A 22,890-nucleotide genomic window follows, 5' to 3' on the forward strand; every position below is an offset into this window, starting at 1 on the left:
CGAAACCGGACGTCACTCCTCGGGGGGCCTTGATTTGACCGGTTCCAAAAACGCTCTTATGGTCCATGGTGATGTCCGACTTCGAGGCACAGCTGCGAGCGGTTTCGCTGCGCGTGACTCGGCCCCGGCTGGCCGTGCTCGCGGCGCTGCGCGATCATCCGCACGTCGACACCGAAACGGTGATAGCGCTGGTGCGGGCCGACCTGCCCACGGTCTCCCACCAGGCGGTCTACGACGTGTTGCGGGCGCTCACCGAAACCGGGCTGATCCGGCGTATCCAGCCGGCGGGCGCGCTCGCCCGCTACGAGACCCGGGTGGGGGACAACCACCACCACGTCGTGTGCCGGAACTGCGGCGCGATCGCGGACGTCGACTGCGCCGTCGGTCATGCCCCCTGTCTCGCCGCCTCGGACGATCACGGATTCGTGATCGACGAGGCGGAGGTCGTCTACTGGGGCCTGTGCCCCGGTTGCGCGGCCGAACCCGTCCAGCGATGAATTCGCCTGCCCGGAAGGAAAGAAATTGAGTGACACCCCGGAGAAGGGCTGCCCCGTGGCCCACGACTCCGTGACCGCGCACGGTAGCGAGAGCGAGAACCCGGCGATCGATTCGCCGACGCCGAAGACGGGCGGCCGCCCGCGCACCAACAAGGACTGGTGGCCCAACCAGCTCGACCTGTCGGTGCTGCACGCCCACTCGCCCAAGGCCGACCCGCTCGGTGAGAACTTCAGCTACGCCGAGGAATTCGCCAAACTCGACGTCGAGGCCCTCAAACGGGACATCGTCGAGGTGCTCACCACCTCGCAGGACTGGTGGCCCGCCGACTTCGGCCACTACGGCGGCCTGATGATCCGGATGAGCTGGCACGCCGCGGGCACCTACCGCATCCACGACGGCCGTGGCGGCGCCGGAGACGGCGCGCAGCGCTTCGCCCCGCTCAACAGCTGGCCCGACAACGCCAACCTCGACAAGGCGCGGCGGCTGCTGTGGCCGGTCAAGGAGAAGTACGGCCAGCAGATCTCGTGGGCCGACCTGCTCGTGCTCGCCGGGAACGTCGCGCTGGAATCGATGGGGTTCAAGACCTTCGGCTTCGGCTTCGGCCGGGTGGACACCTGGGAGCCCGAGGAGATCTTCTGGGGTCCGGAAGACACCTGGCTGGGTGACGAGCGCTACGCCGGCGACTCCGAGATGGTGCCCGACGTCGGCGCCACCGAGATGGGGCTCATCTACGTCAACCCCGAGGGCCCCCGCGGCAACGCGGACCCGGCAGCGGCGGCGCATTTCATCCGGGAGACCTTCGCCAGGATGGCGATGAACGACGAGGAGACCGTCGCGCTCATCGCCGGTGGGCACACCTTCGGCAAGACCCACGGCGCGGGTATCGCCGACGACCACGTGGGCCCGGAGCCCGAAGCGGCGCCGCTCGAGACGCAGGGCCTCGGCTGGCTGAGCACCCACGGCAGCGGCAAGGGCGCCGACACGATCACCAGCGGTCTCGAGGTGACGTGGACCGACAAGCCGACGCAGTGGAGCAACCGGTTCTTCGAGATCCTCTTCGGCTACGAGTGGGAGCTCACCACGAGCCCCGGCGGCGCGAAGCAGTACGTCGCCAAGGACGCCGAGGCGATCATCCCGGACGCGCACGACCCGGCCAAGAAGCACAAGCCGACCATGCTCACTACGGATCTGGCGCTGCGCGTCGACCCGGCGTACGAGAAGATCTCGCGCCGCTTCCTGGAGAACCCGGACGAGTTCGCCCTCGCCTTCGCCAAGGCCTGGTACAAGCTGCTGCACCGCGACATGGGCCCGGTCAGCCGTTTCCTGGGCCCGTGGGTCCCCGAGCCGCAGCTGTGGCAGGACCCGGTGCCGGAGGTCGACCACGAGCTCGTGGGGGACGCCGACATCGCCGCCCTCAAGGCGAAGGTGCTCGAATCCGGGCTCACGGTCGCCCAGCTGGTCGGCACGGCGTGGGCCTCCGCGGCGAGCTTCCGGTCCACCGACAAACGCGGCGGCGCGAACGGTGCCCGGATCCGCCTGGCGCCCCAGCGTGACTGGGAGGTCAACCGGCCGGAGGAGCTCAGGAGCGTCCTGGCGACGCTGGAAGGCATCCAGCGCGAGTTCAACGACGCCGGTGGCGCCAAGATCTCGCTGGCCGACCTGATCGTGCTGGCGGGCACGGCCGCCGTCGAGAAGGCCGCGCGCGACGCCGGCACCGAGGTGAGCGTGGCGTTCCACCCCGGCCGCACCGACGCCACGCAGGAGGACACCGACGTCGAGTCGTTCAAGCTGCTCGAACCGCGTGCCGACGGGTTCCGCAACCACCTGCGTCCCGGGGAGAAGCTGCAGCCGGAGGTCCTGCTCGTCGAGCGCGCCTACATGCTCGACCTGACCGCCCCGGAGATGACCGTCCTCGTCGGCGGCCTGCGTTCGCTCGGAATCACCGCCGGCGACACCCGCCACGGGGTCTTCACCGACCGGCCGGGCGTGCTCACCAACGACTTCTTCACCAACCTGCTCTCGCCGGGGACCAGGTGGAAGGTGTCGGAGTCCGAGGAGAACGTCTACGAGATCCGGGACGTCACCACGGACGACGTGAAGTGGACGGCCACCGCGGTCGACCTGGTCTTCGGCTCCAACTCCCAGCTGAGGGCGCTGTCCGAGGTCTACGCGGGGCAGGCCGCGCGCGAGCGGTTCGCCGCCGACTTCGCCAAGGCCTGGACCAAGGTCATGGAACTGGACCGGTTCGACCTCGCCTGAGGTCCTTGCGCGTGAAGGCCCCCTTCCCTCGGCTCAGCCGAGGGAAGGGGGCCTTCACGCGCTTCACGGAACGTCGAGTTCGGTGTGCCGGGTGGACAGGGTGCGGGCGAGTTCGGCGAGTTTGACGTTGAGGTCCTGGGAGGTGCGGCGCAGCAGGTCGAAGGCCTCGTCGGCGGTCAGGCCGCGGCGTTGCATGAGGATCCCCTTCGCCTGCCCGATGACGTCACGCGATTCGACGGCCCGCCGGAGGTGACTCGACTCCAGGTCCGCCCGGCTCACGGCTTTCGTGGCCGCCAGCGCGAGTGAGCCGTGGGTCGCGAGCAGCAACGCGGTGTCCTGTGCTCGCGAATCGAGCGCCCCGGGGCGGCGGCTGTAGATGTTCAGCGCGCCGGGCACCCTCGGCGGGGGCGCGTCGGGCACCATCACGGTGGACAGGATCGCCGTGTAACCCTCCCGCACGGCGGCCCGGCAGAAGTCCGGCCACCGCTTCTCCGCCTTCAGATCCTCACTGCGGATGTAACCAGGGCTTTCGCTGTCGGCGGCGTCGACGCAGGGCCCCGTACCCGCGCGGTACTGCACCTGGTCGAGCGCCAGCGCCACTTCACCGGTCCAGACGGGGGTGTGGAAGGTCCCGTCCGGGGCGCGCAGGGTGACCGACACCAGGTCCGCGCCCGGGACGACCCGGTAGGCGGCGTCGACGACCTGCTCCAGTACCTGGGCAGGCGTCGAGGCCGCCAGCAGCAGGCGCGTGAGTTCGACGAACTGCTCGGCCAGCGGGCCGGCCGACGTGTCCTCGCCGGAGCCGAAACCGGCCTTGTCGCGCTGCCACAGTCGTTCGTCCGCCATCACTGACCATCCACTCGTGTCCGCCGTCCCTCACCGGGTACCCCGCGGCGTCGTCCGCCAACCGAGAGTCCGATGTGGACAGTGGCTCAGGGGTCGACCCGGGCACGGAGGAGGCAGAACACGTTCCCCTCGGGGTCGGCGAGCACATGCCACGACTCTTCCCCCGTCTGGCCGACGTCGGCGGGCCGCGCCCCGGCGGCGAGCAACCGCTCCAGTTCCGCGTCCTGATCGCGGTCGGTGGGGTTCACGTCGATGTGCAGGGGCAGCTTGCCCGGCTTCGGATCGTCGCTGCGGCTCAGGATCAACGTCGGCTGAGGTCCGCCGAAGCCGACGCCGGGCGGCCCGATCTCGATGTCTTCGCCGTCCTTGCCGATTTCGACGTATCCGAGCACTTCGCACCAGAAGGCCGCCATCCGGACCGGGTCGGCGCAGTCGAGGATGAGTTCGGTGATACGGCAGGCCATACGGCGAGGATAGCCCGCCTTTGTCCGGAGCGGACCGTCCCGTGCGACGGTTGCGGTCCCGTCCGCGCCCTTCTACCGTCGAGGAATGGCGATCGATACCGAAGCCGGGCAAGCCGCTCCTCTCGTCGTGGTCGAGGCGGCCCGCTCGGAAGCAGCGATCACCGTCGAGGTGGCGGGTGACATCGACATCGCGACCAGTTCCCGGCTCCGCGCCGAGCTCTTCGAGCTGCTGGCCGACTGCCCCGGCGCCGCGGTGATCGACATGACCGGCGTCGGCTTCTGTGATTCCTCGGGCCTTTCCGTGCTGGTGCAACTGCATCGTCACTGCCAGGAAGCCGGGATCGACCTGAGTTTCGCGCCGTCGAAGGTCCTGCGCCGGGCACTGGAGCTCACCGGTCTGCTGCCGACCCTGAAGGTGACCGGCTCCTAAGCGACGACGCGGACCGTGCCCAGCTCGGGATCGGCGGCGTCGTAGATGAACATGCCGGAACGAACGCCGGTGTGGAGATAATCGATGATCGCGTCGGTGAACACCTCGCCGGGAGCGATCGCCGGGACCCCCGGCGGGTAGGGGCTGACCATCTCCGCGCTCACGCGGCCCTCGGCCTTGTCGAGCGGCACATGCTCGGCGTCGGCGAAGAACGCGTCGCGGGGCAGCATCCGCATCTCCAGGGTCAGCTCGGCGGCGGAGGGAAGGTCGACCGCCTGCCGCCGCTCGAAGTCGTGGCGGGTCAGTCCGCGCAGGCCCTGTACCAGGGCGGATACCGTGTCCTCGTCGTCGGCGTGGGTGACCTGCACCGCGATCCGCCGGTGGTCGGACAACCCGGTGTGCAGATGACGTTCGGCGAGATGGTCGGCCGCCGGTAACCGGTGATGCCGAGCCCGGCGACGTCGATCACGATCTTGAGGGGGTCGTGTTCGAAGGCGAGCGGGTGGAATTCCCCGGCGAGCGCGCGCAGGCCGGGGATGTCTTCGATCTTCGCCCGCACGCGGGCGGCCAGCGCCAGCGCGTCGCCCAGCAGTTCCTCGCCGTGCTCGACCATCTGCCTGCGCCAGCCGTCGAGGGAGGCGTACAGCAGGGCGGAAGTGCTCGTGGTGCCGAGAAGGTCCTCCCTGGCCTTGAGCACGTCCGGGGAGACCCGCTCGCCTTGCAGGTGGAACACCGACGCCTGTTCGAGCCCGCCGCCCATCTTGTGCGTGCTCGTGACGCAGAGGTCGGCTTCGCCGTCCATCGCCCAGGTCGGCAGGTCGTCGTGGAACGGGTAGTGGGCACCCCACGCCTCGTCGACGATCAACGGCTTGTCCACGGCATGGCAGGCACGGGCGACACCGCGGATGTCGGCGCAGGTGCCGTAATCGGTCGGGGTGATCAGCAACATGCCCTTGACATCGGGCGCGTCCGCCAGCGCGGCTCCGACCTCTTCCGGGCCGGGAGGATGCGCGAGATGGTGCTCCTCGTCGTACCGGGGGCGGACCCAGACCGGGTGCACACCGCTGATCACCAGCCCGGCGATGACCGATTTGTGGGCGTTGCGGGACACCAGGAGCCGTTCCCCCGGCCCGGCGACGGCGAGCATGGCGCTCTTGACCGAGAGTGAACTCCCGCAGGTGGAGAAGAAGGTGTGCTCGGCGTCCACCGCGTCGGCCATCAGTTCCTGCGCCTGGCTGAGGATGCCGCGCGACATCCTGCGGTCGTCCAAACCGTTGAGGGTCAGCAGATCCGACGCGAACGCGTCACGGCCGAGCAGGTCCAGCACGCGCGGATCCGCGCCGCGGCCCTGTTTGTGACCCGGTGGGGTGAAGGCGAGCCCGCCCGCGCGGCGGTAGGCGTCGATGGCTTCCAGCACCGGTGCGCGCGAGTGGTCCATCCTGTCTCCGATCAGCGGCCGAGCGCGTTCTGCAGTTCCTTCTTGGTCATGCTGGACCGGCCCTTGATATTGCGCTTCTTCGCTTCGTTGTAGAGCTGGTCCTTGGTCGGCCCGCCGGGACCCTGCCGGTTGCCGGACCGCTGACCGCCGCGTTTCTGCGGCGACTTGTCCTTGGTCGAACTCTTGCTCGCGGTTTTGGACTCACCCGACTGCGCGCGGTTCTTGTTCACTGTGCGTGCGGCGATCTCCTCGGCGCGGCCGGTACTCGCGCCGCGTTTCTTCTGAGAGGACTTGATGTGCTCGTACTGACGTTCGCGTTTGCCGCTCCAGCTCTGTTCAGGCACGGTTCCTCCTTCGTCGTGACCTGCGGATACCCGTTCGGCCCACCGGTCAATCGCAAGATCACCCGTCCAGGCAGGGGCGATGTTTACCGATTCCGCTCGCCGGGTATCGATACGGCGACACGGGGAGAGGTGACTTTGGTGAACGCTACGTCGCTCATGGAAGACATCGATCACGTCGTCCTGCGGGAAGACGTGATGCCGGCCCCTCGCGCCCGCCGTACGCGGCGCAAGGACGATTACTCCCATTGCCGTCCCCTGTTCGACGAGATGGCGGCCCTGCCCGCCGGTCACCCGGAACGGGGACGTCTTCGGGAACGCCTGATCCTCGAACTGCTGCCGATCGCCGAGCACATCGCCGTCCGGTTCAGCGGACGAGGACAGCCGCGGGAAGACCTGATCCAAGTGGCGCGGATCGGCCTGATGAAGGCCGTCGACCGGTTCGATCCGGGGCAGGGCGGGGATTTCCTGGCGTACGCGGTGCCGACGGTGATGGGCGAGGTGCGGCGGTTCTTCCGTGACACCGGCTGGGCGGTCCACGTCCCGCGCGGGATGCAGGAACTGCGCACCCGGCTTTCGCGGGCGACCACGGAACTGACCCAGACCCTCGGCCGCGCGCCGACCCCCACCGAACTCGCCGGGCATCTCGACGTGCACGTCGACACCGTCCGCGAAGGGCTGCTCGCCGCGAACAGCTACCAGACGTCGTCCCTCGACCGGCCGGTCAACGACGGCGAGGGTTCGCTTCCGCTGTCCGATGTGGTGGGAGAACTGGATTCCCGTTTCGAGCACATCGAAGACCGGCACACCGTGGTCCCGTTGCTCGAAAAGCTGCCGGAGCGGGAGCGGGCGATCGTCGCGATGCGGTTCTTCGACGGGATGACCCAGTCGCAGATCGCCGAACGCATCGGGATCTCCCAGATGCACGTTTCCCGCCTGCTCACGAAGATCCTGCAGGACCTGCGCGGCAGGCTCAGCGGCTGAACAACGCGCCGAGTCCCGGCCGGGCCGGCGGAATTCCCAGTGAGTGCAAGGAATCCCAGAGGGTGACGGCGGTGGCCGTCAGGACTGGTTTGCCGAGGGCCGTTTCGAGGTCTGCGAGCAGCGGCGTCGTGTGCAGGGCCGTTTCGGGGATCAGCAGCGCCTCGGCCTCGTCGTGATCGGCCGCCGCGGCGAGTTCGGTGATGCGGTCGCCGTCCCACGCCGCGAGCGCCCGGTCCGAAGGCGCGTCGGCGGAGACCGAATGAACGGTGGAGACGCCCGCCTCCGCGAGGAAACCGGCGAAAGTCGCGGTCGTGTCGCGGTGATAGACCGAGGCGAGCGCCACGCGCCCGGCCTCCAGGTGGGCGAGCGCGGTGAGGTACGCCAACGAAGTGCTGCGCGCGGGGACGCCGAGCCGTTCGCCGAGCACACGGGACTGTTCGAGCGCGCCGTCGAGGCCGCGCGTGAAGCTGCAACTGGAACAGGCCCAGCTGACGACGTCCGGCGCCGTATCGAACCGTGCGGCGCTCACAAGACGGCCCGGTGCGCCGAGTTCGCGGACGGCCTCGTGTTTTCCGGCCGCGTCGAGGTCTTCGACGCGGCCGATGTCGGCTCCCCACGGGACATAGGCGAAGTCCACGGCGAGATCCGGACTCAGTTTCCCCGCCAGGGCGAGGAAATCGTCCTCACCGCAGTCCCGCGTCGGGTACAGCAGGCCGATCCTGGTCACGGCTCACTCCTTCCGGGTCGAAGCCCTTCGGGGGTACCCGACGCGAGCCGCGGTCACTCGTGCGAGGCGGGCACGACGCCGAAATCCGGCGGAGTGAGCTGCCCGACGCTGTGGTCGTCCTCCCGGACGGCCGTGAGGAAACGCGCGACCTGGGCAGGGCGCGGGGTGGCGGTCTTCCCGCCGAGGTAACGGAGGACGATGAGGTCCTCGCCGGAGTGGGTTTCGATCGCCACGGCCCAGCCGTGGATCTCGTCCCACAGCAGGGCGACGTCGCGCTCCGGATGGGTGGGGAGCCGCTCGTCGAGCGCGACGTACGCCGAGACCGGGCTGTCGTGGTCGACGGTGCAGGATTCGAGGCCGACGCCGAGGACCCCGGTGACTTCGGCGAGATACCCCCACACGGCGTCGCGGGTGTGCGGGTGACGGACAGGCATGGTGAGCAACGAGGACTTCCCTTCTTCCCCGGCCTCGTCCGGTGCGGGCGCGGGCCCGCACCGGAGGGGGCGCGGGCCCGCACCGGACGGGCCACTCAGGCCTGGATCTCCTTGCGGTCGGACGCGGAACCGGTGATTTCGATGCGCCGGGGCTTGGCCTTCTCGGCGATCGGGATGCGCAGGGTCAGCACGCCCGCTTCGTAGCCGGCCGCGATGTGGTCGGTGTCGAGCGCGTCGCCGAGGAACAGCTGGCGGGAGAACACGCCGAGCGGACGTTCGGAGACCTGCATCTGGACGTCTTTCCCGGCGAACGGCCGCCGCTCCGCCTTGACGGTCAGGACGTTGCGTTCGACGTCCAGCTCGATCGCGTCGGCGGAGACGCCGGGGAGGTCGAAGCAGACGACGAACTCGTCGCCTTCGCGGTACGCGTCCATCGGCATGGTGGCCGGCTTGGACCAGGTGCCCGGATTCGCGGCGCCGAACATGTGCTGGGTCAGCCTGTCCAGTTCGCGGAACGGGTCGGTGCGCATCAACATCGGGTTCCACCTCCTGGGTCGTCGTCTCTGGTGTCAACACGCGCTACTGTTCTAACATGTCATCGAAACGATGACAACCATCAAGTCGTCGATTGGATGACACCATGGACGAAGACCCCGCCCAGACCGTGCGCGCCGTGCGCGAAGTCGTGGCCGAGGCCCGCTCCGGCGTCTCGGAACCGGAGAGGCTCCTGGCTGCGCTGACCGCGTTGAAGGCCGTCCGTGAGCAGCTGGCGGCTTGGGAGCCGGAACTGATCGCGGCCGCTCGCGCGGGCGGCACCAGCTGGACGGCGCTCGCCCCCGCGCTGGGGGTCGCGAGCCGTCAGGCGGCGGAGCGGCGGTTCCTGCGGTTGCGGCCGTCCGACGGCGGGGAGAGCACGGGGGAGGCGCGGGTCGACGCGGAACGCGACCGGCGGGCGGGTGACCGCGCGGTGGCCGAGTGGGCGCGGCGCAACTCGGCGATCCTGCGGCAGCTGGCAGGCCAGGCGGGCGCGCTCGACGGGTTGAACGCCAAGGCGAGGGAAAGCGCCGAAAGGCTGAACGCGGTGCTCGGCGAGGACGACGTCACCGGTCTCCTGGCGCCGCTGGCCGACCTGCGCGCCCATCTGCCCCGCGAGCACACCGGCTTCGCCGAACGGCTGGGTGAGATCGGCATGCACACCGAACAGGTCCGGCGGTCCGCCGTCGACGACCGGAGGGATCGTCACTCTTCACGGTGAGGTGTGAACACGGCGCGGGGCGGGTACCCGCTGCCGTCCGCTGAGTGAGCCGGAGGTCTTCGATGCTGGTCCGACCCGATTCCCAGCCGGCCGCCGACGTCGTCGAGCTGGCGCTGAAAGTGCTCGCCGCGGAAGGGTTGCACGGGCGCGCCGCGCACGCGGCCCTCGAAGCGATGGCGCGGGAACGGGGCCTGCCGGTCAAGCGGTGCGCCGCGCTCATCGTGGCGGCCGTGGACGGGCGAGTGAACTGACGCGCCTGGTCGCGGTGGTTCGTGGGTGCTGGTGCGGATGTCGCGAAAGCCACTTTCGGGACATCAGACGTCCCGAAAGCGGCTTTCGCGACATGATCACCAGGACGGTGCAGGGTCCGGCAAGCCCAGCACCCAGCGGAACCCCGGTACCGAATGGCTCTGGTCTCGTGAGTGGTGAGGANTCGCGAAAGCCACTTTCGGGACATCAGACGTCCCGAAAGTGGCTTTCGCGACATCGGTCACCAACCGCCCCCAGGTGCGCCCGAGTACGTGAAGGGGTCCTTCATGCACTCGGGGCGGCAACCCTACTGGCAGGCTTCGCAGTCCGGGTCGTCGATGCGGCACGCGGCACCATCGGTGAGCGGGAAGTCGAAGTCGTCGAGTGCGGGGACGGCCAGAGCGGTTTCTTCCGGCGTGGCGGTGGCGGACATGTCACTCCCTCGGTACGGAACGGGTCTTATCTCTCTGTAGCGCTGAAGATCGCCCGTCATTCCGTGACGCGCGCCACAGGGCTCAGGCAGCCGCGCGGAACAGCGCCTCCGCGTCGTCCACCGCCTTGGCGAGGGCGTCCGGATCCGCGCGCAAACCCGCGACGACCGTGTCGATCTCGCGCAATCCCGCGCGCAGCAGCAGCCGTTTCTCGTTGGTGACCCATTCGCCGCGGGCCGCGAGGACCGCGTGCGCCGTCTCCATCGCGGCGGTGGCCAGCGCGCCCGCGACCTCCGTGGCCTGTCCGCGCGGGACGAAGCCGCCGCGGGTGTACCGCAGGGTCAGGCCGGCGCGGCCTCGCCACATCGACGGGGCCGTTTCCCGTAACGCTTCCGGGTAGTCCGGCCGCGGCAGGTCGCCGCGCAGCACCCGGTTGACCGCGAGTTCGGCGACGGGCAGGTAACTCGGGACGCCCGCGAGGTGGAACATCAGCGGTTCCCAATGGAACCGGCCTTCCCTGGCCTCGGCGAGATGATGCTCGACGGAGCCGAGGTCGCGGTAGTGGACGTCGACGTGCCTGCCGTCGATCGTGAGCCAGGCGCCGCCGTTGAACACGCCGCCGCCCCACGCGCCGAGTTCGGAGACCTCGCCGTCCCAGCCGGCGGCCCGCAGGTCCGCCGGGTCGAAGCCGCCGCGGTAGTAGACGGCGAAATCCCAGTCGCTGCCGGGGCCGTGGGTGCCCTGCGCGCGTGACCCGCCGAGGGTGACGGCGTGCACCGCGGGAAGTGCGGCCAGAGTGTCGGCCACGTGGGTAAGAAAGGCGTCGTCGTTCATCGCGCGGACGAGTTTAGGGGCGGGCCCGCCCGGACGCGACCGGTTTTGAGCGCGCGAGAGCGAGTTCCCGGCCTTACGCTCGAAGGATGACCGCGATCCCAGGACGATTCCGCGCGCCGCTGGCATTCCTCCCGTTCTTGGTCGCGGTCGCGGTGGTCGCGCTCGTCGGCGGCCTCGCCGCGTCCGGTGCCCGAACTGTCTACAGTGGACTCGACCTGCCGTCGTTCGCGCCGCCCGCGTGGTTGTTCGGTCCGGTGTGGACGGTCCTGTACCTCGCCATCGCGGTGTCCGGCTGGCTGTACTGGAAGTCCGGTGGCGAACGCCGGGGGCTGACCTGGTACGCGGTGCAACTTGCCCTGAACGCCGCGTGGACGCCCCTGTTCTTCGCTGCAGGCGCCTACGGCGTGGCCCTCGCCGACATCGTCCTGCTCGACGCCGCGATCGTCGTCACCGCCCTGTACTTCCGCCGGTCTTCGCGGGTTGCGGCCGCGCTGCTGGTGCCGTACCTCGCCTGGACGCTGTACGCGACCGCGCTCACCGCCGCGATCGTCGTGCTCAACTGACCCCGAGCGGCAGCGTGGCGGCCACTCCCTTGGCGTGCCTGCCGTCGAGCCGGTCGAGGGTGAGCCCGCCCCGGCGGGCGGCGAGTTCCAGGTCCCGCACCGCGTGTTCCACCGCGTGCGTCCCCGCGGCGGCGATCCGGATCGAGGCGCTGACCTGAGGTTCGGTCCCGGCGGCGCCCCGGCGGGCGGTCACGGCGAGCGTCACCGCGGCTCCGGGGGCGGCGGCGAGCAGTCGGCGCGAGAGATCCGCCGTGAGCACCGGGGAAAGCGCGTCCCAGCCGTCGAGGCGGAACGTCGCCTGGCAGATCGGGCCGCTGTGCCAGTACCGCCAGTCCTCGCGGATACGCGCCCGGCCGGCCGTGACATGCGCCAGCGAGGCGAGTACGCCGAGGACCTCGTTTTCGGCGAGCGCCCGCACCGGCAGGCCCGCGCGACGGAGCTGCCGCCGCACCCGCCGGACCGTGTTCCCGAGCGCCTGCCGCACGTCCGCGTCGCGGTGGACGTCGACGGTGCGCAGCGCCTGCAACGCGACCCAGCCCCGCGGCGGCCGTGAACGGTCCGCGCCGACGTGGTGGATGACCTGCGCGGCGACGTCCGACGCCTGTTCGCGGGCAGGTGGCAGCAACGTGAGCGGCGACGGCATCGGCAGCTCGCGTGCGGCCGGTTTCGGTTGCAGCACAGCGGTGATCCCGTCGGCGCGGCTGACCATGAACACCGTCTCGTCGCCGATCTCGCCGGCGGTCCCCGTCGCTTCCGGCGACAGCAGGCGCAGCAGCGCCCGGCCGGCCTCGCCGGCGTTCCGGAGATCCCGGTCGCGGTCACGCGTCAGATAGCCGGACGCCGAACCGAGCCAGGCGTAGAGCCAGCGTCCGCGGATCCGGACGGTGGTCAGCGCGAGGACCACCACGGCGGCGGTGACCACCGCGGCAGCCAGCGGCCATGGCCGCCCCGCCACCAGGACGAGCGCGACGAGGACGAGTTGCCAGCAGACGATCTGCGGCACCCCGATCCTTCCGAACCGGCCGGCACGCCGCGCTGGGGCGGGCTCCGGTGGATTCGGCCGTGGCGCACCGGGCATCGGGGCGGGGACGGGCACCGCCGCGAACCCCCGCGGCCGCTGCTCCGCCTGGCGAGCGGCGGTGAGCGCGGCCAGCGCGGCCTCACGGGCGGCGGCCCGCGCGGCGGGCGCGGCGTAGGCGAGCGGGTCGGGCGTGGCCGCGGTCCGCGGGACGGCAGGCCCCGCTTGGGGAAGCGGTGGAGGCGGCGCCTGGTACCGCCCGCCCGTCCTGGCCGCGCCGAGATCGGTCATCGTCGTGCCTCCTCAAGCCGTGTCGCCTCAGCGTCCCCGGCGAACATGAGGTTTCGATGACAAGCGACCGCGAGGCCGCGACAGGCTGTTTCATCGAAATTTCATGGTCGCTCTCTAGCTTGATCGCGTGAACACCGAGAAGCGGTTCAGCGCGGTGGCCAGGACGCGGATGGCCGTGGCGCTGGTGGTCGCGGGCTGCCTGGCGCTGGTCGGCCTCGCCGTGACCGGACAGGCGGCGACCCCGGAACGGCTGGAGTTCGTCCAGGTCGGGCACTGGGTCTACAACGACGCGGCGCAGTCCGCGTTCCACGTCGACGGTTCGACGAACCGCGTCGACGCGCGCGCGGACGTGCCGGGGGCGAACGGCAGCCAGGTCGCGCAGGGGGACGGTTCCGGTTACGTGGTCGAGCGGAACCGCATCACGGAGTTCGACAAGGCGACCTTGAGCGTGGAGGAGTCCGTGCCGCCGCCCGCGCCGGAGACGCCGTTCGTGCTGGAGATCGCGGGCGGCCCGTACCTGGTCTACCGCAACGCCGGCCAGATCGTGCGGCTCGGGGACCCGGCCGCGACAGTGCCCGCAGGGGGGCCACTGTCCCGGCCGGTCGCGACGACCGAGGGAACCGTGTGGACGCACCGTGTCGACAACGGGTCGGTCTGCGAGCTGCCCAAGGGCGCCGCCGTCATGGCCTGCCCCGCGCAGCTCCCGCCCGGGCACGGCGGCGGGCTCACGCTCGTCGGCGACCGGCCGGTCGTGCTCGACACCACCGGCGACAGCCTCCACCGCGTCGGCCCGGACGGGCTCGGCGACGCGCTTCCGCTCGGTATCAAGCTTTCGCCGTCGGCGCAGGTCGCGAACAGCGCCGTCGGCGACCGGCTGGCCATCGCCGACCCGGAGCGCAACCAGCTGCACCTCATCGACATCAGCGGCCTCGACGAGGACCGCCCGTCCGCGAAGCCGATTTCGGTCGAGCTGTCCAAGGGCAGCCGGTTCAACGGCCCGCTCTCCTCGTCGAACGTCGTCGCCATGGTCGACGAGACCCGCGGCGAGGTGCTGACCTACGACGTCACCGGCAAGCTCCGGTCCACCACGAAGGTGCCGGGGCAGGGAACGGCGCCGAGGCTGGCCAAGGGCGAGGACAACCGGATCTACGTCGACAGCTCCGACGGCTCGCACGTGCTGGTCGTCAACGGCGACGACGGCACGGTGGTCGACGTCGACGTCGACAAGGCGGCCAGCAGCCAGACCGCGGGCGCGCCGTCGGCCGATCCGGAACCGCCCGGGGACCAGCCCGCGCCGCCGCAGCGGCAGCAGGCTCCGCCGAACACCCAGCAGGCACCGCCCCCACCGGTGGCGAAGGCGACTCCGCCCGGCGCGCCGAGGAAGGTGGGCGCGACGTCCGGGGACGGCTCGATCAAGGTCTCGTGGAGCCCGGCCGCGGACAACGGCGCGCGGGTCACCGGCTACCGGGTGACCTGGACCGGAGGCTCCATGCGAGTCGGGGGATCGTCACGAGGGGCGACGATTTCCGGGCTGACCAACGGAACCCCGTACGTGATCACCGTGATCGCGGAGAACTCGGCGGGGGTCGGTCCGGGCGCCAGCGCCAAGGCGGTCATCCCAGGACCCGCGAACCGGCCGGCCGGCGCGCCCGCCGTCACCGCGAACGCCACCGCCGCCGGGAACGTTTCGGTGAGCTGGACCCAGCCCGACCTCCGCGGCGGCACCCTGGTGCATTACCTCGTCAGCGTGACGGGCAAGGGGCAGCGCACGGTTTCGGGCACGTCCGCGAACTTCACCGGGGTCACCGGCACCGCGACCGTCACGGTCCGCGCGGTGACGAGGTTCGGCTCGGGAGCGGCGGTCAACGGCGCCACCGGCAGCCGGAAGATCACCGTGCCGGTGGCCTCGGGGCCGCCGACCATCACGATCACCCAGGTCCGGGGTAAGGACAGCGCCCTGTACGTTTCCGTGAACGTCGACGGGAAGGGCGTTCCCGCGACCTGCACGGCCGAGTTCTTCAGCGAGACCAAGCCGACGGCCTGTTCCGGGGCCACGACCCTGACCATCCCCAGCGTCGCCTGGGTCGGTGCCATCACGATCACGGCGACCGTCAAGACCTCCGCGGGTACCGCCTCGGACACCTGGCGAGGTGTGCCCACGGTGAACGGCGGCGCGCTCCTGTGGCTCGGCCCGCTGGCATTGGTCGGCCTGCGCCGACGAAAGGAAAAGGAAATTCTGTGACGCTCACACCCAGGGTCGCCTACGAGCAGATCGCCGAGAACGTGCAATCGGTGGTGCGCGGCAAACCGGAGGTCGTCCGGCTCACCGTGGCGGCGCTGTTCGCCGAGGGACATCTGCTGATGGAGGACGTGCCCGGCGTCGGGAAGACGACGATCGCGCGCTGTGTCGCCGCCAGCATCGGCGGCCGGTGGAGCCGGATCCAGTTCACCCCCGACCTGCTGCCCGGCGACATCACCGGCGTGATGGTCTACCACCAGAACGCCGAACGCTTCCAGTTCCACCCCGGCGGCATCTTCGCCAACGTGGTGCTGGCGGACGAGATCAACCGGGGCACGCCGAAGACGCAGGCCGCGCTGCTGGAGGTGATGGCCGAACGCCGCGTCACCGTCGATTCGGTCGGCCAGGCGGTGCCGAGGCCGTTCCTCGTGGTGGCCACGCAGAACCCGATCGAACTGGAGGGCACCTACCGGCTGCCCGAGGCGCAGCTGGACCGGTTCCTCATGCGTATCTCGGTCGGCTACCCGGATGTGGAATCCGAGATGCGCGTGGTCATGGGGGACTGCGCCGGGGTGACGCCGGACGAGCTCAAGCCGGTGCTGAGCATCGCCGACGTCCAGTCGGTCATCGACGAGGTCCGGAAGTCCCATCTGGCACCGGAAATCGTCAACTACGCGGTCCGGCTGGCCGCGTCGAGCCGGTCTCATCCGGACGTCCGCTACGGCGCGAGCCCGCGGGGCAGCATCGCGCTGATCCGTGCGGCGCAGGGGCTCGCGGCCACCTTCGGCCGCGACTTCGTCACCCCCGACGACGTCAAGGACGTCGCGCATCCGGTGCTCGACCACCGGCTCGTGCTGACCGCCGACGCGGAACTCAACCAGCGGCGGACCGCCGACATCGTCGACGAACTCCTGGGCGCGACGGCCGCTCCCATGGCCGCGATGGGGAGGTAGGCGTGCGGCTCACCCGCCGCGGCGTCATCGTGCTGGCCTTCGCCGCCGGGTCCTACGCCCTCGGCGAACTGGCCGGGTACACGTTTTTCCGTGCCATCGCGGGGATCGCCGCGGGCGCGGTGCTGATCGCACTGGTCACCACCAGGTTCCGGCCGCGGGTGGAGATCGGCCGGACCGTCCAGCCGGACCGGGTCGAACGGGGGAAACCCGCGCTGGCCTCGCTCGTCGTGCGCAACACCGGCTCGCGGCGGCACGGCGGTTTCGCCGCGGGGGACGGGATCGGGAACGAAACGCACCGCCTGCGGGTCCGCCCGCTCGCGCCCGGCGCCGAAGCGACGTACCACTACGAGCTTCCGACGACGACACGCGGGAAACTGCGCGTCGGGCCGCTCGTGGTGCACCGGCCCGACCTGTTCGATCTCGCCCGCGGCGACTCGACCGTCGGGGATTCCGCGTGGTTGTGGGTGCACCCGCGACGGCACGCGGTGCGCGCGGCGCAGGCCGGGCACCCGAGACACCACCACGAAGGCCCGATCACCGACCCGCCGCTGCGCGGTTCGGCGGATCTGCGCGCGGTGCGGGAGTACGTGATCGGCGACGAGGTCCGGCATCTGCACTGGAAGGCGACGGCAAGGACCGGACGGCTCATGGTGCGCGAGTACGCCGACCCCGCCCAGCCCCGGTTCACCACCGTGCTCGACACGCGGCCCGCGTCGATGACCCCCGCCGTTTTCGAAGAGGCCGTCGAGGTGGCGGCCTCCCTGTTCTACGCGTCGGCGTCGTCGGGGCAGCACTGCCGCCTGATCACCTCCGCCGGCGCGGACACGCTGACCGACAGCGGGGTGCGCGCGGCGAGGACGCTGCTGGACGAACTCGCGCTCGTCACGCAGGACGCGGCCGACGACGCCCCGTTGCTGCCCTCGGCGCTCGCCGCCGGCGAACGCCCCGGCGGGGTGCTCGTGGTGATCACCGGCCCGGACGCCGATCTCGGTCACGCGGCCCGTTGGCGGCCCGACACGGTGGTCCGGCTCGGTGACCTCAGGCCGTCGGCGGGCTCCGGCGGCCTGATCGTCGCGGTCGACGCCGCGGGTGCCGCGGCCCAATGGAACTCCTTGGCGGGGAAGGCATGAGCGCCCGATTCGATCGGCTCGCGGTCGCCGGGCTGCTCGGCGCGACAGGGGTCGCCGGGTTGCTGTTCGCGCCCGTGTTCGGCTGGGCGGAACTGCTCGTGCCGGTGCTCGTGGTCGTCCTGGTCGCGTACGGCTGCGTCGAACTGACCGCGAGGTTCCCCAAACTGACGCCGTATCGGCCGCTGCTCGTCGCGGTGCTCGGTCTGCTCGGGCTGATCGAGACGGTCTTGACGTCGACGACGCTCGCCGCGCTGCCGACCGGCGCTTCGTTGCGCGGGCTGGCGCGCGGCTTCACCGAGGGCTGGCGGCTCACGTTGCAGTCCACCTGGCCGGCGCTGCCGGTCCCCGAACAGCTGCTGTTCGTCCCGCTGTCGGTGCTGCTCGCCGTCGTGCTCGGGCTGGAAGTGTTGCTGCGGCTGGGCAAACCGCTCGTGGCGCTCGTGCCGAGCCTGGCCGTCGCCGGGCTCGCGCAGGCGTACCAGGCGTCGACGGGACTCGTCGCGGTGGCGGCGGCGCTGGGGTACGCGCTGCCCGCCGGGCTCCTGCTGTGGTCGGGGCGACGCGTCCGGTCCGTGAGCCGGGCACCCGGCGTGCCGCGTTCGTGGCGGGTGACGGGATCGGCGGTCTGGCCCGCACTGTCCACTGTGGTCGCACTGGTCGCCGGGTCGGTCGCGTTCGCCGCGCTCGATCCGGTAGGCCGGGATCCGCTGACGCTCAAGGACACCCAGGCCGCGCCGCCGCCGAGGAGCAGGGTCGGCAACCCGCTGGACGAGATCGCCCAGCGGCTCATCCAGCCCGGCGAGGAGGTGTTCCGCTACCGCGGCGACACCCCGGTCGACCAGTGGCGCCTGATCGTGCTCAACGGCTTCGACGGCGCGAACTGGCTGTCCGATTCCCGGCTCCACCGGCTCGGCGCGGGTCTGGAGGGCGCTCCGGGCGGTGCGGGTGGCAGCGCCGAACTCGAGGTGCGCGGGCTTTCGGGCCCCTGGCTGCCGAGTCATCAGGACCTGACCGGGGTGGACGGGGTGACCCCGTTGGTCGACCAGGCCGCGGGCACGCTGATGCTGGAATCGCCGTCGACGACCTCGGTGCGCGACTACCGGCTCACCTGGTCCTCGCCCGAGGTCGATCTCGGTGCCGGCGAAGTCGACGCGCGCGCACCGGGCGGGCTCGGCGGACTCGGCACGGTGCCGCCCGACGTCGAGCAGGTGGCGAAGGACGCCGTGCGCGGGCTGCGCCCGACGTTCCAATCCGCGTTGCAGCTGGAACGGTTCCTCAGCACGAACTACCAGGTCGCGACGGGCACGGAGGATCTGCCGACCGGGCACGGCTGGCCGCAGCTCCGGCACTTCCTGCTGGAGAGCAAGCGGGGGACGAGCGAGCAGTTCGCCGCCGCGTACGTGGTCCTGGCGCGGATGAGCGGTATCCCGGCGCGGCTCGTGGTCGGATTCCGGGGCAATGCCGAGAAAGACGGCGACACGCACGTCGTCCGGAACCGCGATGTGCTGGCGTGGCCCGAAGTCGCGGTCGCCGGGGCGGGCTGGGTCGCGCTCGATCCCACCGCCGCGGCCGTGGGATCGAGCCGGAACCAGGCGGGTCCCGGTAAGGCGGTCGCCAAGGCGAGGGCCCAGCTGCCCGCCGAACAGCAGCTGCGGCCGCCGCAGCTGCCGCCGGGCACGCAGCCGGACTCCGCCGAAGACCAGAGCGCGGAAGCGGGGGTGAGCTGGTGGTGGCCCGCCCTTGTCGGCACGATCGTCCTTTTCGGACTCCTGTGGCTGGTGGGGGTTCCGGTGGCGAAGGTGATCCGCGCCCGAAGGCGCCGCCGCCGGTCCGGTGAGGAAGGCGTGCTCGGCGCCTGGGACGAGATCCGCGACCGGCTGCGCGCGCACGGGGTGCCGTTCCGGATCGGGATGACCCCGCGCGATCTCGCCGAATCGGCCGGATCGCTCGCCGGGGAAAGGATCCGCGAGCCGGTCGCCCGGCTGGCCAAGGTGCTGGACGTGACGCTGTGGTCCGGCGTCCCGGTGGGCGACGGCGCGGTCCGGCGGGCGTGGCAGGAGGTCGCCGAGGTACGCCGGGGCCTGGCCACCAGACCGTTCGCGGCTCGGGTGCTGGCGGCACTCGAGCCGCGGACCCTGGTGCCGGTCAAGGGGCGTAAAGAGGGCTGAAGGACGGGTTGGTCGGATGTCGTGGGTGGCGGCCTCGCGCTCACCCAGGCATGGCGAACCCTTGACTGTCCATAAGGGACTGCTTTGCGCGGGAATGGCGCCCGATTCGGGGCCTTTGTGCTGCTTGGCCCGGGGGTCGTGAGTGGTAAAGGTCGTTCTAACGCTCCTTTTTCACTCACGACAGGGCTCGGGCCGCCCCCCGCACGGCCCGCGAGAGGTGTCGCGAAAGCCACTTTCGGGACATCAGACGTCCCGAAAGTGGCTTTCGCGACATGCACAGCCGAGCCTCAAGCCCGGTCGATGACCGCCTTGAGGAACCGCCGCGTCCGGTCGTGCTCCGGATCGTTGAACAGCTTGTCCGGCGTGGCGTCCTCCNGCCACTTTCGGGACATCAGACGTCCCGAAAGTGGCTTTCGCGACACGGCTGGGAAAGCGCCCTTCGGCTCACGGGTTACAGCGGGCGCCGCGGATCGCGATTGGCTCGGTGATGTAGATGTGGCGGCCGTCGGTCGCCCTGAGCTGGAAGCAGTACCGGCGCGCCGGGTCGACCGGGACGTCGAGGCTGCGCTGGCGGTGGGCGACGAGCTGTTTCGTCTCGAGCCGCTCGCCCGCCATGATCACGACGAAGTCCAGTTCGCCTTCCGCGGTCCAGTTCAGCTGCACGTGATCGCTCTGGTCCCGCGGCGGGGCGAGCGCCAGTTTGACGTCCGGTGCCGGTGCGGAAGCCGGTGCGGGCGGCGGGATCGCGGCCGCGACCGGGACGGCCTGCCCGCCGATCTCCGCCGGGCCGAGAACCAGCGGCACCACGGCCAGCCCGGCGGCGAGCACTCCGGCGCCCGCGAGCGCGACGGGCTTCCAGGGGAGCCGGCGCTCGGTCTTGAGCGGGCCGCTGAACTCGCGGATCAGGGTCCGGCCGCCCGAAGGCGGCGTCTGCACCACCTGGACCGGTGACGGGGCCGCGGGCTGCTGCTGGACCACGGCGAAGTCGTCGAACTCGACGTCGGCGTCTTCCTCTTCGGCCGGTACGTCGACGGGTTCCGCGGTGACGACTTCGCCGCCGGGCTGCCGCAGCTTCGTGAACAACCGCGCCAGCGACGCGACGTCCTGCGGCCGGTCGGCCGGTTCCTTGGCCAGCAACCGGAGGATCGTGGCGGAAAGCTCCCTCGGGACGCCCGGATCCTGGATCGGCGCGACCGGTTCCCGCAGCACCTGGAGGATCCGCTCGCCGGGCTGTTGCCCGGTGTGCCGGGGAAAAGGCGGCGTCCCGGTCAACGCGGCGTAGAGCACCGCGCCGAGTCCATAAAGGTCGGACGCGGGGGAAAGCGTGTCGTCGCGCAGGGTTTCCGGCGCGGTGTACTCGACCGCGTACATCGGATCGCGCGGGAATCGCCGCCGCAGCGCCACCCCGAAGTCGGCGAGCACGAATTCGCCGGAAGCGCGGTACAGCACGTTGTGCGGGGTCACCCCGCCGTGCAGCACGTCGGCGCCGTGCGCCGCGGCGAGCGCCGACGCGATCGCGGCGCCGAGGGCGAGTACGTCGGGAACACCCGGCCTGGCCCCGGAATCCAGCAGACCGGCGAGTGAACCCGGGCACAGTTCGCGGCGGATGCCGGACCGGCCGCCCGCGTCGGTCAGGACGTCGTCGATCTGCAGCACCGAGCGCGTCGGACGCACGGCGGCCAGCGCCTTCCGCTCGCGTTCCAGCCACGCGGAGGTCTCGCGGTCGAAGGCGCCGGGGAACATCTTGATCGCGAAGTCGTTACCCCTGGCGGGATCCCGGCCCGCGTAGACGGTGGCGATGGGGCCCTGGGCGAGCAGCCTCGGTCCGCCGACTCCTGTCTCGATGCTCATGACCCCATTGTCGCGCAAGAAGACCGGATCCGGAGTACTTTCCCGGCGGCAGGTTCCTGCCGCCGGGGCCCGGCGGGCGGGCCGCTGGCCGACCCTTTTCCCATGCAGACTGCCGGCCTGGTCAGGGTCACCATCACCACTCCGCACCGGCGCATCGACATGGCGCTGCCGGAACACGCGTCCGTCGCCGAAATCCTCCCCGGCCTGCTCGCGCGGGCGGGCGAGGGGATGGCGGACGACGGGGTCGCCGGCGGCGGCTGGCAGTTGCGCCGCGCCGACGGGACGCCCTTCGATCTGGACCGGACGCTGGGCGCGCACCGGGTCCGGGACGGGGAGATCCTCCATCTGACGCCGCGCCGCGCCGAATGGCCCGAGCCCGAGTACGACGACCTGGTGGACGCGATCGCCACCGGGTCCGGCCGCACCGGCAAGGCCTGGGGGCCGCGGCACACGCGGCAGGCCGGACTGGCCGTCGGCGGGGTGGCGATGTCCTTCGGCCTGCTCGCCGTCCTGCGTGCCGGCCCGCCGTGGACGTCACCGGCGGCGTGGGCGCTGGCGGTCTCCGCGCTGCTGCTGGCCGCCGGTGTCCTGCTCGCGCGGGCACTGCGCGACGCCGGTGCCGGAGCGGTGCTCGCCGCCGTCGCGCTTCCGTTCGCCTTCGCCGGCGGCGGGCTCCTGCTGGCGGGTGACGACCCGATCGGCGCGCTGTCCGCCGGCCATCTGCTGCTGGCGAGCGCGGCGCTGCTGCTCGCGGCCGTCGTCGGCCATCTCGGGGTGATCGCCGCGCCCGAACTGTTCGCGGGCGCCGCCACCGTCGGCCTGCTCGGGGTGCTCGGCGGCTGGCTCGCCACCTTCGACGACCTCGCCGGGTACCGGTCGGCGGCCGTGATCGGCGGCGGGGTCCTCGTGCTCTCGACCACGTTCGCGCCGCTGGCGCTGCGGCTCGGCCGGGTGCCGATGCCGGTGCTGCCGCGTACGACCGCGGACCTGGTCCGCGACGATCCCCAGCCGCCGCTCGATCTCGTGCACGCCGCCGTCGCCAGGGCGGACGCGCTGCTCACCGGGATGCTGGGCGGTGCGGCGATCGTCGTCATGTACTGCCAGCTGCAGCTGATCCGCGGCGACAGCGAGGCCGCGGTCGTACTCGTCGCCCTGCTCGCGGCCGGTTTCCTGGTGCGGGCGCGGTTGTACCCGATCCTGCGGCAACGGCTGCTGGTGCTGGTGACCGGGATCTTCGGCGCCGGCTGCCTGCTGGCGGGCCCGCTGATGGCGGACCGCTCGCTGCTGCTCGTCCTGGCCGGGCCGCTGTCCTTGGCGGTGGCGGCGGGCGTGATCGCGTCCGGCGTCGTGCTGAGCACCCGCGCCGCCAACCCGTATCTCGGCCGGATCGCCGAGTACTTCGAGATCCTGCTGACGATCGCCGTCGTCCCGGTGGCCTGTTCGGTGCTCGGGTTGTACGGCTACGTGCGCGGGCTGGGGGGCTGAAA

24 protein-coding genes are annotated in these 22,890 nt (G+C 71.3%); 12 read left to right on the forward strand and 12 right to left on the reverse strand.

Annotated features, from left to right (window positions below):
• The first annotated feature begins 71 nt into the window (after positions 1 to 71).
• Together ACXIZN_RS00870 and katG are read left to right on the forward strand one after the other, a co-directional pair.
• A complete protein-coding gene (locus ACXIZN_RS00870) occupies positions 72 to 497 on the forward strand; it encodes a Fur family transcriptional regulator (RefSeq protein WP_457951916.1) in 426 nt (141 codons plus the stop codon).
• A 25-nt stretch (positions 498 to 522) separates the two neighbouring features.
• Complete coding sequence (gene katG, locus ACXIZN_RS00875; protein ID WP_457951918.1) at positions 523 to 2,757, forward strand: catalase/peroxidase HPI; 2,235 nt, start codon at positions 523 to 525, stop codon at positions 2,755 to 2,757.
• A 63-nt stretch (positions 2,758 to 2,820) separates the two neighbouring features.
• Here the strand turns inward: katG and ACXIZN_RS00880 are convergent, their stop codons facing one another.
• Positions 2,821 to 3,603, reverse strand: coding sequence for a GAF and ANTAR domain-containing protein (locus ACXIZN_RS00880; RefSeq protein ID WP_457951920.1), 783 nt, complete (start codon positions 3,601 to 3,603; stop codon positions 2,821 to 2,823).
• 86 nt (positions 3,604 to 3,689) lie between these two features.
• Positions 3,690 to 4,067, reverse strand: a complete 378-nt coding sequence (locus ACXIZN_RS00885) for a VOC family protein (RefSeq protein WP_126734427.1) — start codon at positions 4,065 to 4,067, stop codon at positions 3,690 to 3,692.
• 85 nt (positions 4,068 to 4,152) lie between these two features.
• Here ACXIZN_RS00885 and ACXIZN_RS00890 point away from each other — a divergent pair, with 85 nt between their 5' ends.
• Positions 4,153 to 4,497 (forward strand): STAS domain-containing protein, encoded by a 345-nt coding sequence (locus tag ACXIZN_RS00890; protein ID WP_457951922.1) that lies wholly within the window; start codon positions 4,153 to 4,155, stop codon positions 4,495 to 4,497.
• Here ACXIZN_RS00890 and ACXIZN_RS00895 read toward each other — a convergent pair.
• Genes ACXIZN_RS00895 through ACXIZN_RS00905 form a run of 3 tightly spaced genes read right to left on the reverse strand, consistent with a single transcriptional unit; the run spans position 4,494 to position 6,279 of the window.
• Entirely contained in the window at positions 4,494 to 4,865 is a 372-nt protein-coding gene (locus ACXIZN_RS00895) for an Orn/Lys/Arg family decarboxylase (protein WP_457951924.1), read from the reverse strand. The genes ACXIZN_RS00890 and ACXIZN_RS00895 overlap by 4 nt on opposite strands.
• Positions 4,799 to 5,935 (reverse strand): aminotransferase class I/II-fold pyridoxal phosphate-dependent enzyme, encoded by a 1,137-nt coding sequence (locus ACXIZN_RS00900; RefSeq protein WP_457951926.1) that lies wholly within the window; start codon positions 5,933 to 5,935, stop codon positions 4,799 to 4,801. Before ACXIZN_RS00900 ends, ACXIZN_RS00895 begins: the two co-directional genes overlap by 67 nt.
• Before the next feature lie 11 nt (positions 5,936 to 5,946).
• Entirely contained in the window at positions 5,947 to 6,279 is a 333-nt protein-coding gene (locus tag ACXIZN_RS00905) for a plasmid stabilization protein (RefSeq protein WP_457951927.1), read from the reverse strand.
• Between the two features lie 195 nt (positions 6,280 to 6,474).
• On the opposite strand from ACXIZN_RS00905, the gene ACXIZN_RS00910 reads away from it, so the two are divergent.
• Positions 6,475 to 7,260: a SigB/SigF/SigG family RNA polymerase sigma factor gene (locus ACXIZN_RS00910; RefSeq protein ID WP_457960433.1), complete on the forward strand. Its 786-nt coding sequence runs from the start codon at positions 6,475 to 6,477 to the stop codon at positions 7,258 to 7,260.
• Here the strand turns inward: ACXIZN_RS00910 and ACXIZN_RS00915 are convergent.
• From ACXIZN_RS00915 to ACXIZN_RS00925, 3 genes are all read right to left on the reverse strand, one after another.
• Positions 7,250 to 7,987, reverse strand: coding sequence for a maleate cis-trans isomerase family protein (locus ACXIZN_RS00915; protein ID WP_457951929.1), 738 nt, complete (start codon positions 7,985 to 7,987; stop codon positions 7,250 to 7,252). The genes ACXIZN_RS00910 and ACXIZN_RS00915 overlap by 11 nt on opposite strands.
• Positions 7,988 to 8,040: 53 nt before the next feature.
• Positions 8,041 to 8,421, reverse strand: coding sequence for a DUF6292 family protein (locus ACXIZN_RS00920; protein ID WP_457951931.1), 381 nt, complete (start codon positions 8,419 to 8,421; stop codon positions 8,041 to 8,043).
• A gap of 95 nt (positions 8,422 to 8,516) precedes the next feature.
• Complete coding sequence (locus tag ACXIZN_RS00925; RefSeq protein ID WP_192742836.1) at positions 8,517 to 8,957, reverse strand: Hsp20/alpha crystallin family protein; 441 nt, start codon at positions 8,955 to 8,957, stop codon at positions 8,517 to 8,519.
• Between the two features lie 104 nt (positions 8,958 to 9,061).
• On the opposite strand from ACXIZN_RS00925, the gene ACXIZN_RS00930 reads away from it, so the two are divergent.
• A complete protein-coding gene (locus tag ACXIZN_RS00930) occupies positions 9,062 to 9,676 on the forward strand; it encodes an HSP18 transcriptional regulator (RefSeq protein WP_457951933.1) in 615 nt (204 codons plus the stop codon).
• A gap of 62 nt (positions 9,677 to 9,738) precedes the next feature.
• Entirely contained in the window at positions 9,739 to 9,927 is a 189-nt protein-coding gene (locus ACXIZN_RS00935) for a hypothetical protein (protein ID WP_457951934.1), read from the forward strand.
• 305 nt (positions 9,928 to 10,232) lie between these two features.
• On the opposite strand, the gene ACXIZN_RS00940 is transcribed toward ACXIZN_RS00935, so the two are convergent.
• Positions 10,233 to 10,358 (reverse strand): hypothetical protein, encoded by a 126-nt coding sequence (locus ACXIZN_RS00940; protein ID WP_007031507.1) that lies wholly within the window; start codon positions 10,356 to 10,358, stop codon positions 10,233 to 10,235.
• An 82-nt stretch (positions 10,359 to 10,440) separates the two neighbouring features.
• Positions 10,441 to 11,190, reverse strand: a complete 750-nt coding sequence (locus ACXIZN_RS00945; protein WP_457951936.1) for a nucleotidyltransferase domain-containing protein — start codon at positions 11,188 to 11,190, stop codon at positions 10,441 to 10,443.
• Between the two features lie 86 nt (positions 11,191 to 11,276).
• On the opposite strand from ACXIZN_RS00945, the gene ACXIZN_RS00950 reads away from it, so the two are divergent.
• Positions 11,277 to 11,753, forward strand: coding sequence for a TspO/MBR family protein (locus ACXIZN_RS00950; RefSeq protein ID WP_457951937.1), 477 nt, complete (start codon positions 11,277 to 11,279; stop codon positions 11,751 to 11,753).
• Here ACXIZN_RS00950 and ACXIZN_RS00955 read toward each other — a convergent pair.
• Positions 11,746 to 13,062, reverse strand: coding sequence for a type VII secretion protein EccE (locus ACXIZN_RS00955; RefSeq protein ID WP_457951939.1), 1,317 nt, complete (start codon positions 13,060 to 13,062; stop codon positions 11,746 to 11,748). The genes ACXIZN_RS00950 and ACXIZN_RS00955 overlap by 8 nt on opposite strands.
• A 127-nt stretch (positions 13,063 to 13,189) precedes the next feature.
• On the opposite strand from ACXIZN_RS00955, the gene ACXIZN_RS00960 reads away from it, so the two are divergent.
• Genes ACXIZN_RS00960 through ACXIZN_RS00975 form a run of 4 tightly spaced genes read left to right on the forward strand, consistent with a single transcriptional unit; the run spans position 13,190 to position 19,552 of the window.
• Positions 13,190 to 15,304 (forward strand): fibronectin type III domain-containing protein, encoded by a 2,115-nt coding sequence (locus tag ACXIZN_RS00960; RefSeq protein ID WP_457951941.1) that lies wholly within the window; start codon positions 13,190 to 13,192, stop codon positions 15,302 to 15,304.
• Entirely contained in the window at positions 15,301 to 16,254 is a 954-nt protein-coding gene (locus ACXIZN_RS00965) for an AAA family ATPase (protein WP_126734414.1), read from the forward strand. Before ACXIZN_RS00960 ends, ACXIZN_RS00965 begins: the two co-directional genes overlap by 4 nt.
• Before the next feature lie 2 nt (positions 16,255 to 16,256).
• Positions 16,257 to 17,384: a DUF58 domain-containing protein gene (locus ACXIZN_RS00970; protein ID WP_457951942.1), complete on the forward strand. Its 1,128-nt coding sequence runs from the start codon at positions 16,257 to 16,259 to the stop codon at positions 17,382 to 17,384.
• On the forward strand, positions 17,381 to 19,552 hold the full coding sequence (locus tag ACXIZN_RS00975) for a transglutaminase TgpA family protein (RefSeq protein ID WP_457951944.1): 2,172 nt from the start codon (positions 17,381 to 17,383) through the stop codon (positions 19,550 to 19,552). The genes ACXIZN_RS00970 and ACXIZN_RS00975 overlap by 4 nt, the downstream gene beginning before the upstream one ends.
• Positions 19,553 to 19,996: 444 nt before the next feature.
• Here the strand turns inward: ACXIZN_RS00975 and ACXIZN_RS00980 are convergent, their stop codons facing one another.
• A complete protein-coding gene (locus tag ACXIZN_RS00980) occupies positions 19,997 to 21,403 on the reverse strand; it encodes a serine/threonine protein kinase (RefSeq protein WP_457951946.1) in 1,407 nt (468 codons plus the stop codon).
• Between the two features lie 102 nt (positions 21,404 to 21,505).
• On the opposite strand from ACXIZN_RS00980, the gene eccD reads away from it, so the two are divergent.
• Positions 21,506 to 22,888, forward strand: coding sequence for a type VII secretion integral membrane protein EccD (gene eccD, locus ACXIZN_RS00985; RefSeq protein ID WP_457951948.1), 1,383 nt, complete (start codon positions 21,506 to 21,508; stop codon positions 22,886 to 22,888).
• The last annotated feature ends 2 nt before the right edge of the window (positions 22,889 to 22,890 follow it).

It is taken from the genome of Amycolatopsis sp. TRM77291 (assembly GCF_054166285.1).

Excerpts from the sequence above, each read along its gene's own strand:
- eccD (WP_457951948.1), top strand. The coding sequence starts at position 21,506 with ATGCAGACTGCCGGCCTGGTCAGGGTCACCATCACCACTCCGCACCGG.
- ACXIZN_RS00950 (WP_457951937.1), top strand. The coding sequence starts at position 11,277 with ATGACCGCGATCCCAGGACGATTCCGCGCGCCGCTGGCATTCCTCCCG.
- ACXIZN_RS00975 (WP_457951944.1), top strand. The coding sequence starts at position 17,381 with ATGAGCGCCCGATTCGATCGGCTCGCGGTCGCCGGGCTGCTCGGCGCG.
- ACXIZN_RS00940 (WP_007031507.1), bottom strand. The coding sequence starts at position 10,358 with ATGTCCGCCACCGCCACGCCGGAAGAAACCGCTCTGGCCGTCCCCGCA.
- ACXIZN_RS00885 (WP_126734427.1), bottom strand. The coding sequence starts at position 4,067 with ATGGCCTGCCGTATCACCGAACTCATCCTCGACTGCGCCGACCCGGTC.
- ACXIZN_RS00930 (WP_457951933.1), top strand. The coding sequence starts at position 9,062 with ATGGACGAAGACCCCGCCCAGACCGTGCGCGCCGTGCGCGAAGTCGTG.
- ACXIZN_RS00955 (WP_457951939.1), bottom strand. The coding sequence starts at position 13,062 with ATGACCGATCTCGGCGCGGCCAGGACGGGCGGGCGGTACCAGGCGCCG.
- ACXIZN_RS00880 (WP_457951920.1), bottom strand. The coding sequence starts at position 3,603 with ATGGCGGACGAACGACTGTGGCAGCGCGACAAGGCCGGTTTCGGCTCC.
- ACXIZN_RS00935 (WP_457951934.1), top strand. The coding sequence starts at position 9,739 with ATGCTGGTCCGACCCGATTCCCAGCCGGCCGCCGACGTCGTCGAGCTG.
- ACXIZN_RS00910 (WP_457960433.1), top strand. The coding sequence starts at position 6,475 with ATGCCGGCCCCTCGCGCCCGCCGTACGCGGCGCAAGGACGATTACTCC.
- ACXIZN_RS00890 (WP_457951922.1), top strand. The coding sequence starts at position 4,153 with ATGGCGATCGATACCGAAGCCGGGCAAGCCGCTCCTCTCGTCGTGGTC.
- ACXIZN_RS00980 (WP_457951946.1), bottom strand. The coding sequence starts at position 21,403 with ATGAGCATCGAGACAGGAGTCGGCGGACCGAGGCTGCTCGCCCAGGGC.
- ACXIZN_RS00900 (WP_457951926.1), bottom strand. The coding sequence starts at position 5,935 with ATGGACCACTCGCGCGCACCGGTGCTGGAAGCCATCGACGCCTACCGC.
- ACXIZN_RS00870 (WP_457951916.1), top strand. The coding sequence starts at position 72 with ATGTCCGACTTCGAGGCACAGCTGCGAGCGGTTTCGCTGCGCGTGACT.
- ACXIZN_RS00945 (WP_457951936.1), bottom strand. The coding sequence starts at position 11,190 with ATGAACGACGACGCCTTTCTTACCCACGTGGCCGACACTCTGGCCGCA.
- ACXIZN_RS00925 (WP_192742836.1), bottom strand. The coding sequence starts at position 8,957 with ATGTTGATGCGCACCGACCCGTTCCGCGAACTGGACAGGCTGACCCAG.
- ACXIZN_RS00920 (WP_457951931.1), bottom strand. The coding sequence starts at position 8,421 with ATGCCTGTCCGTCACCCGCACACCCGCGACGCCGTGTGGGGGTATCTC.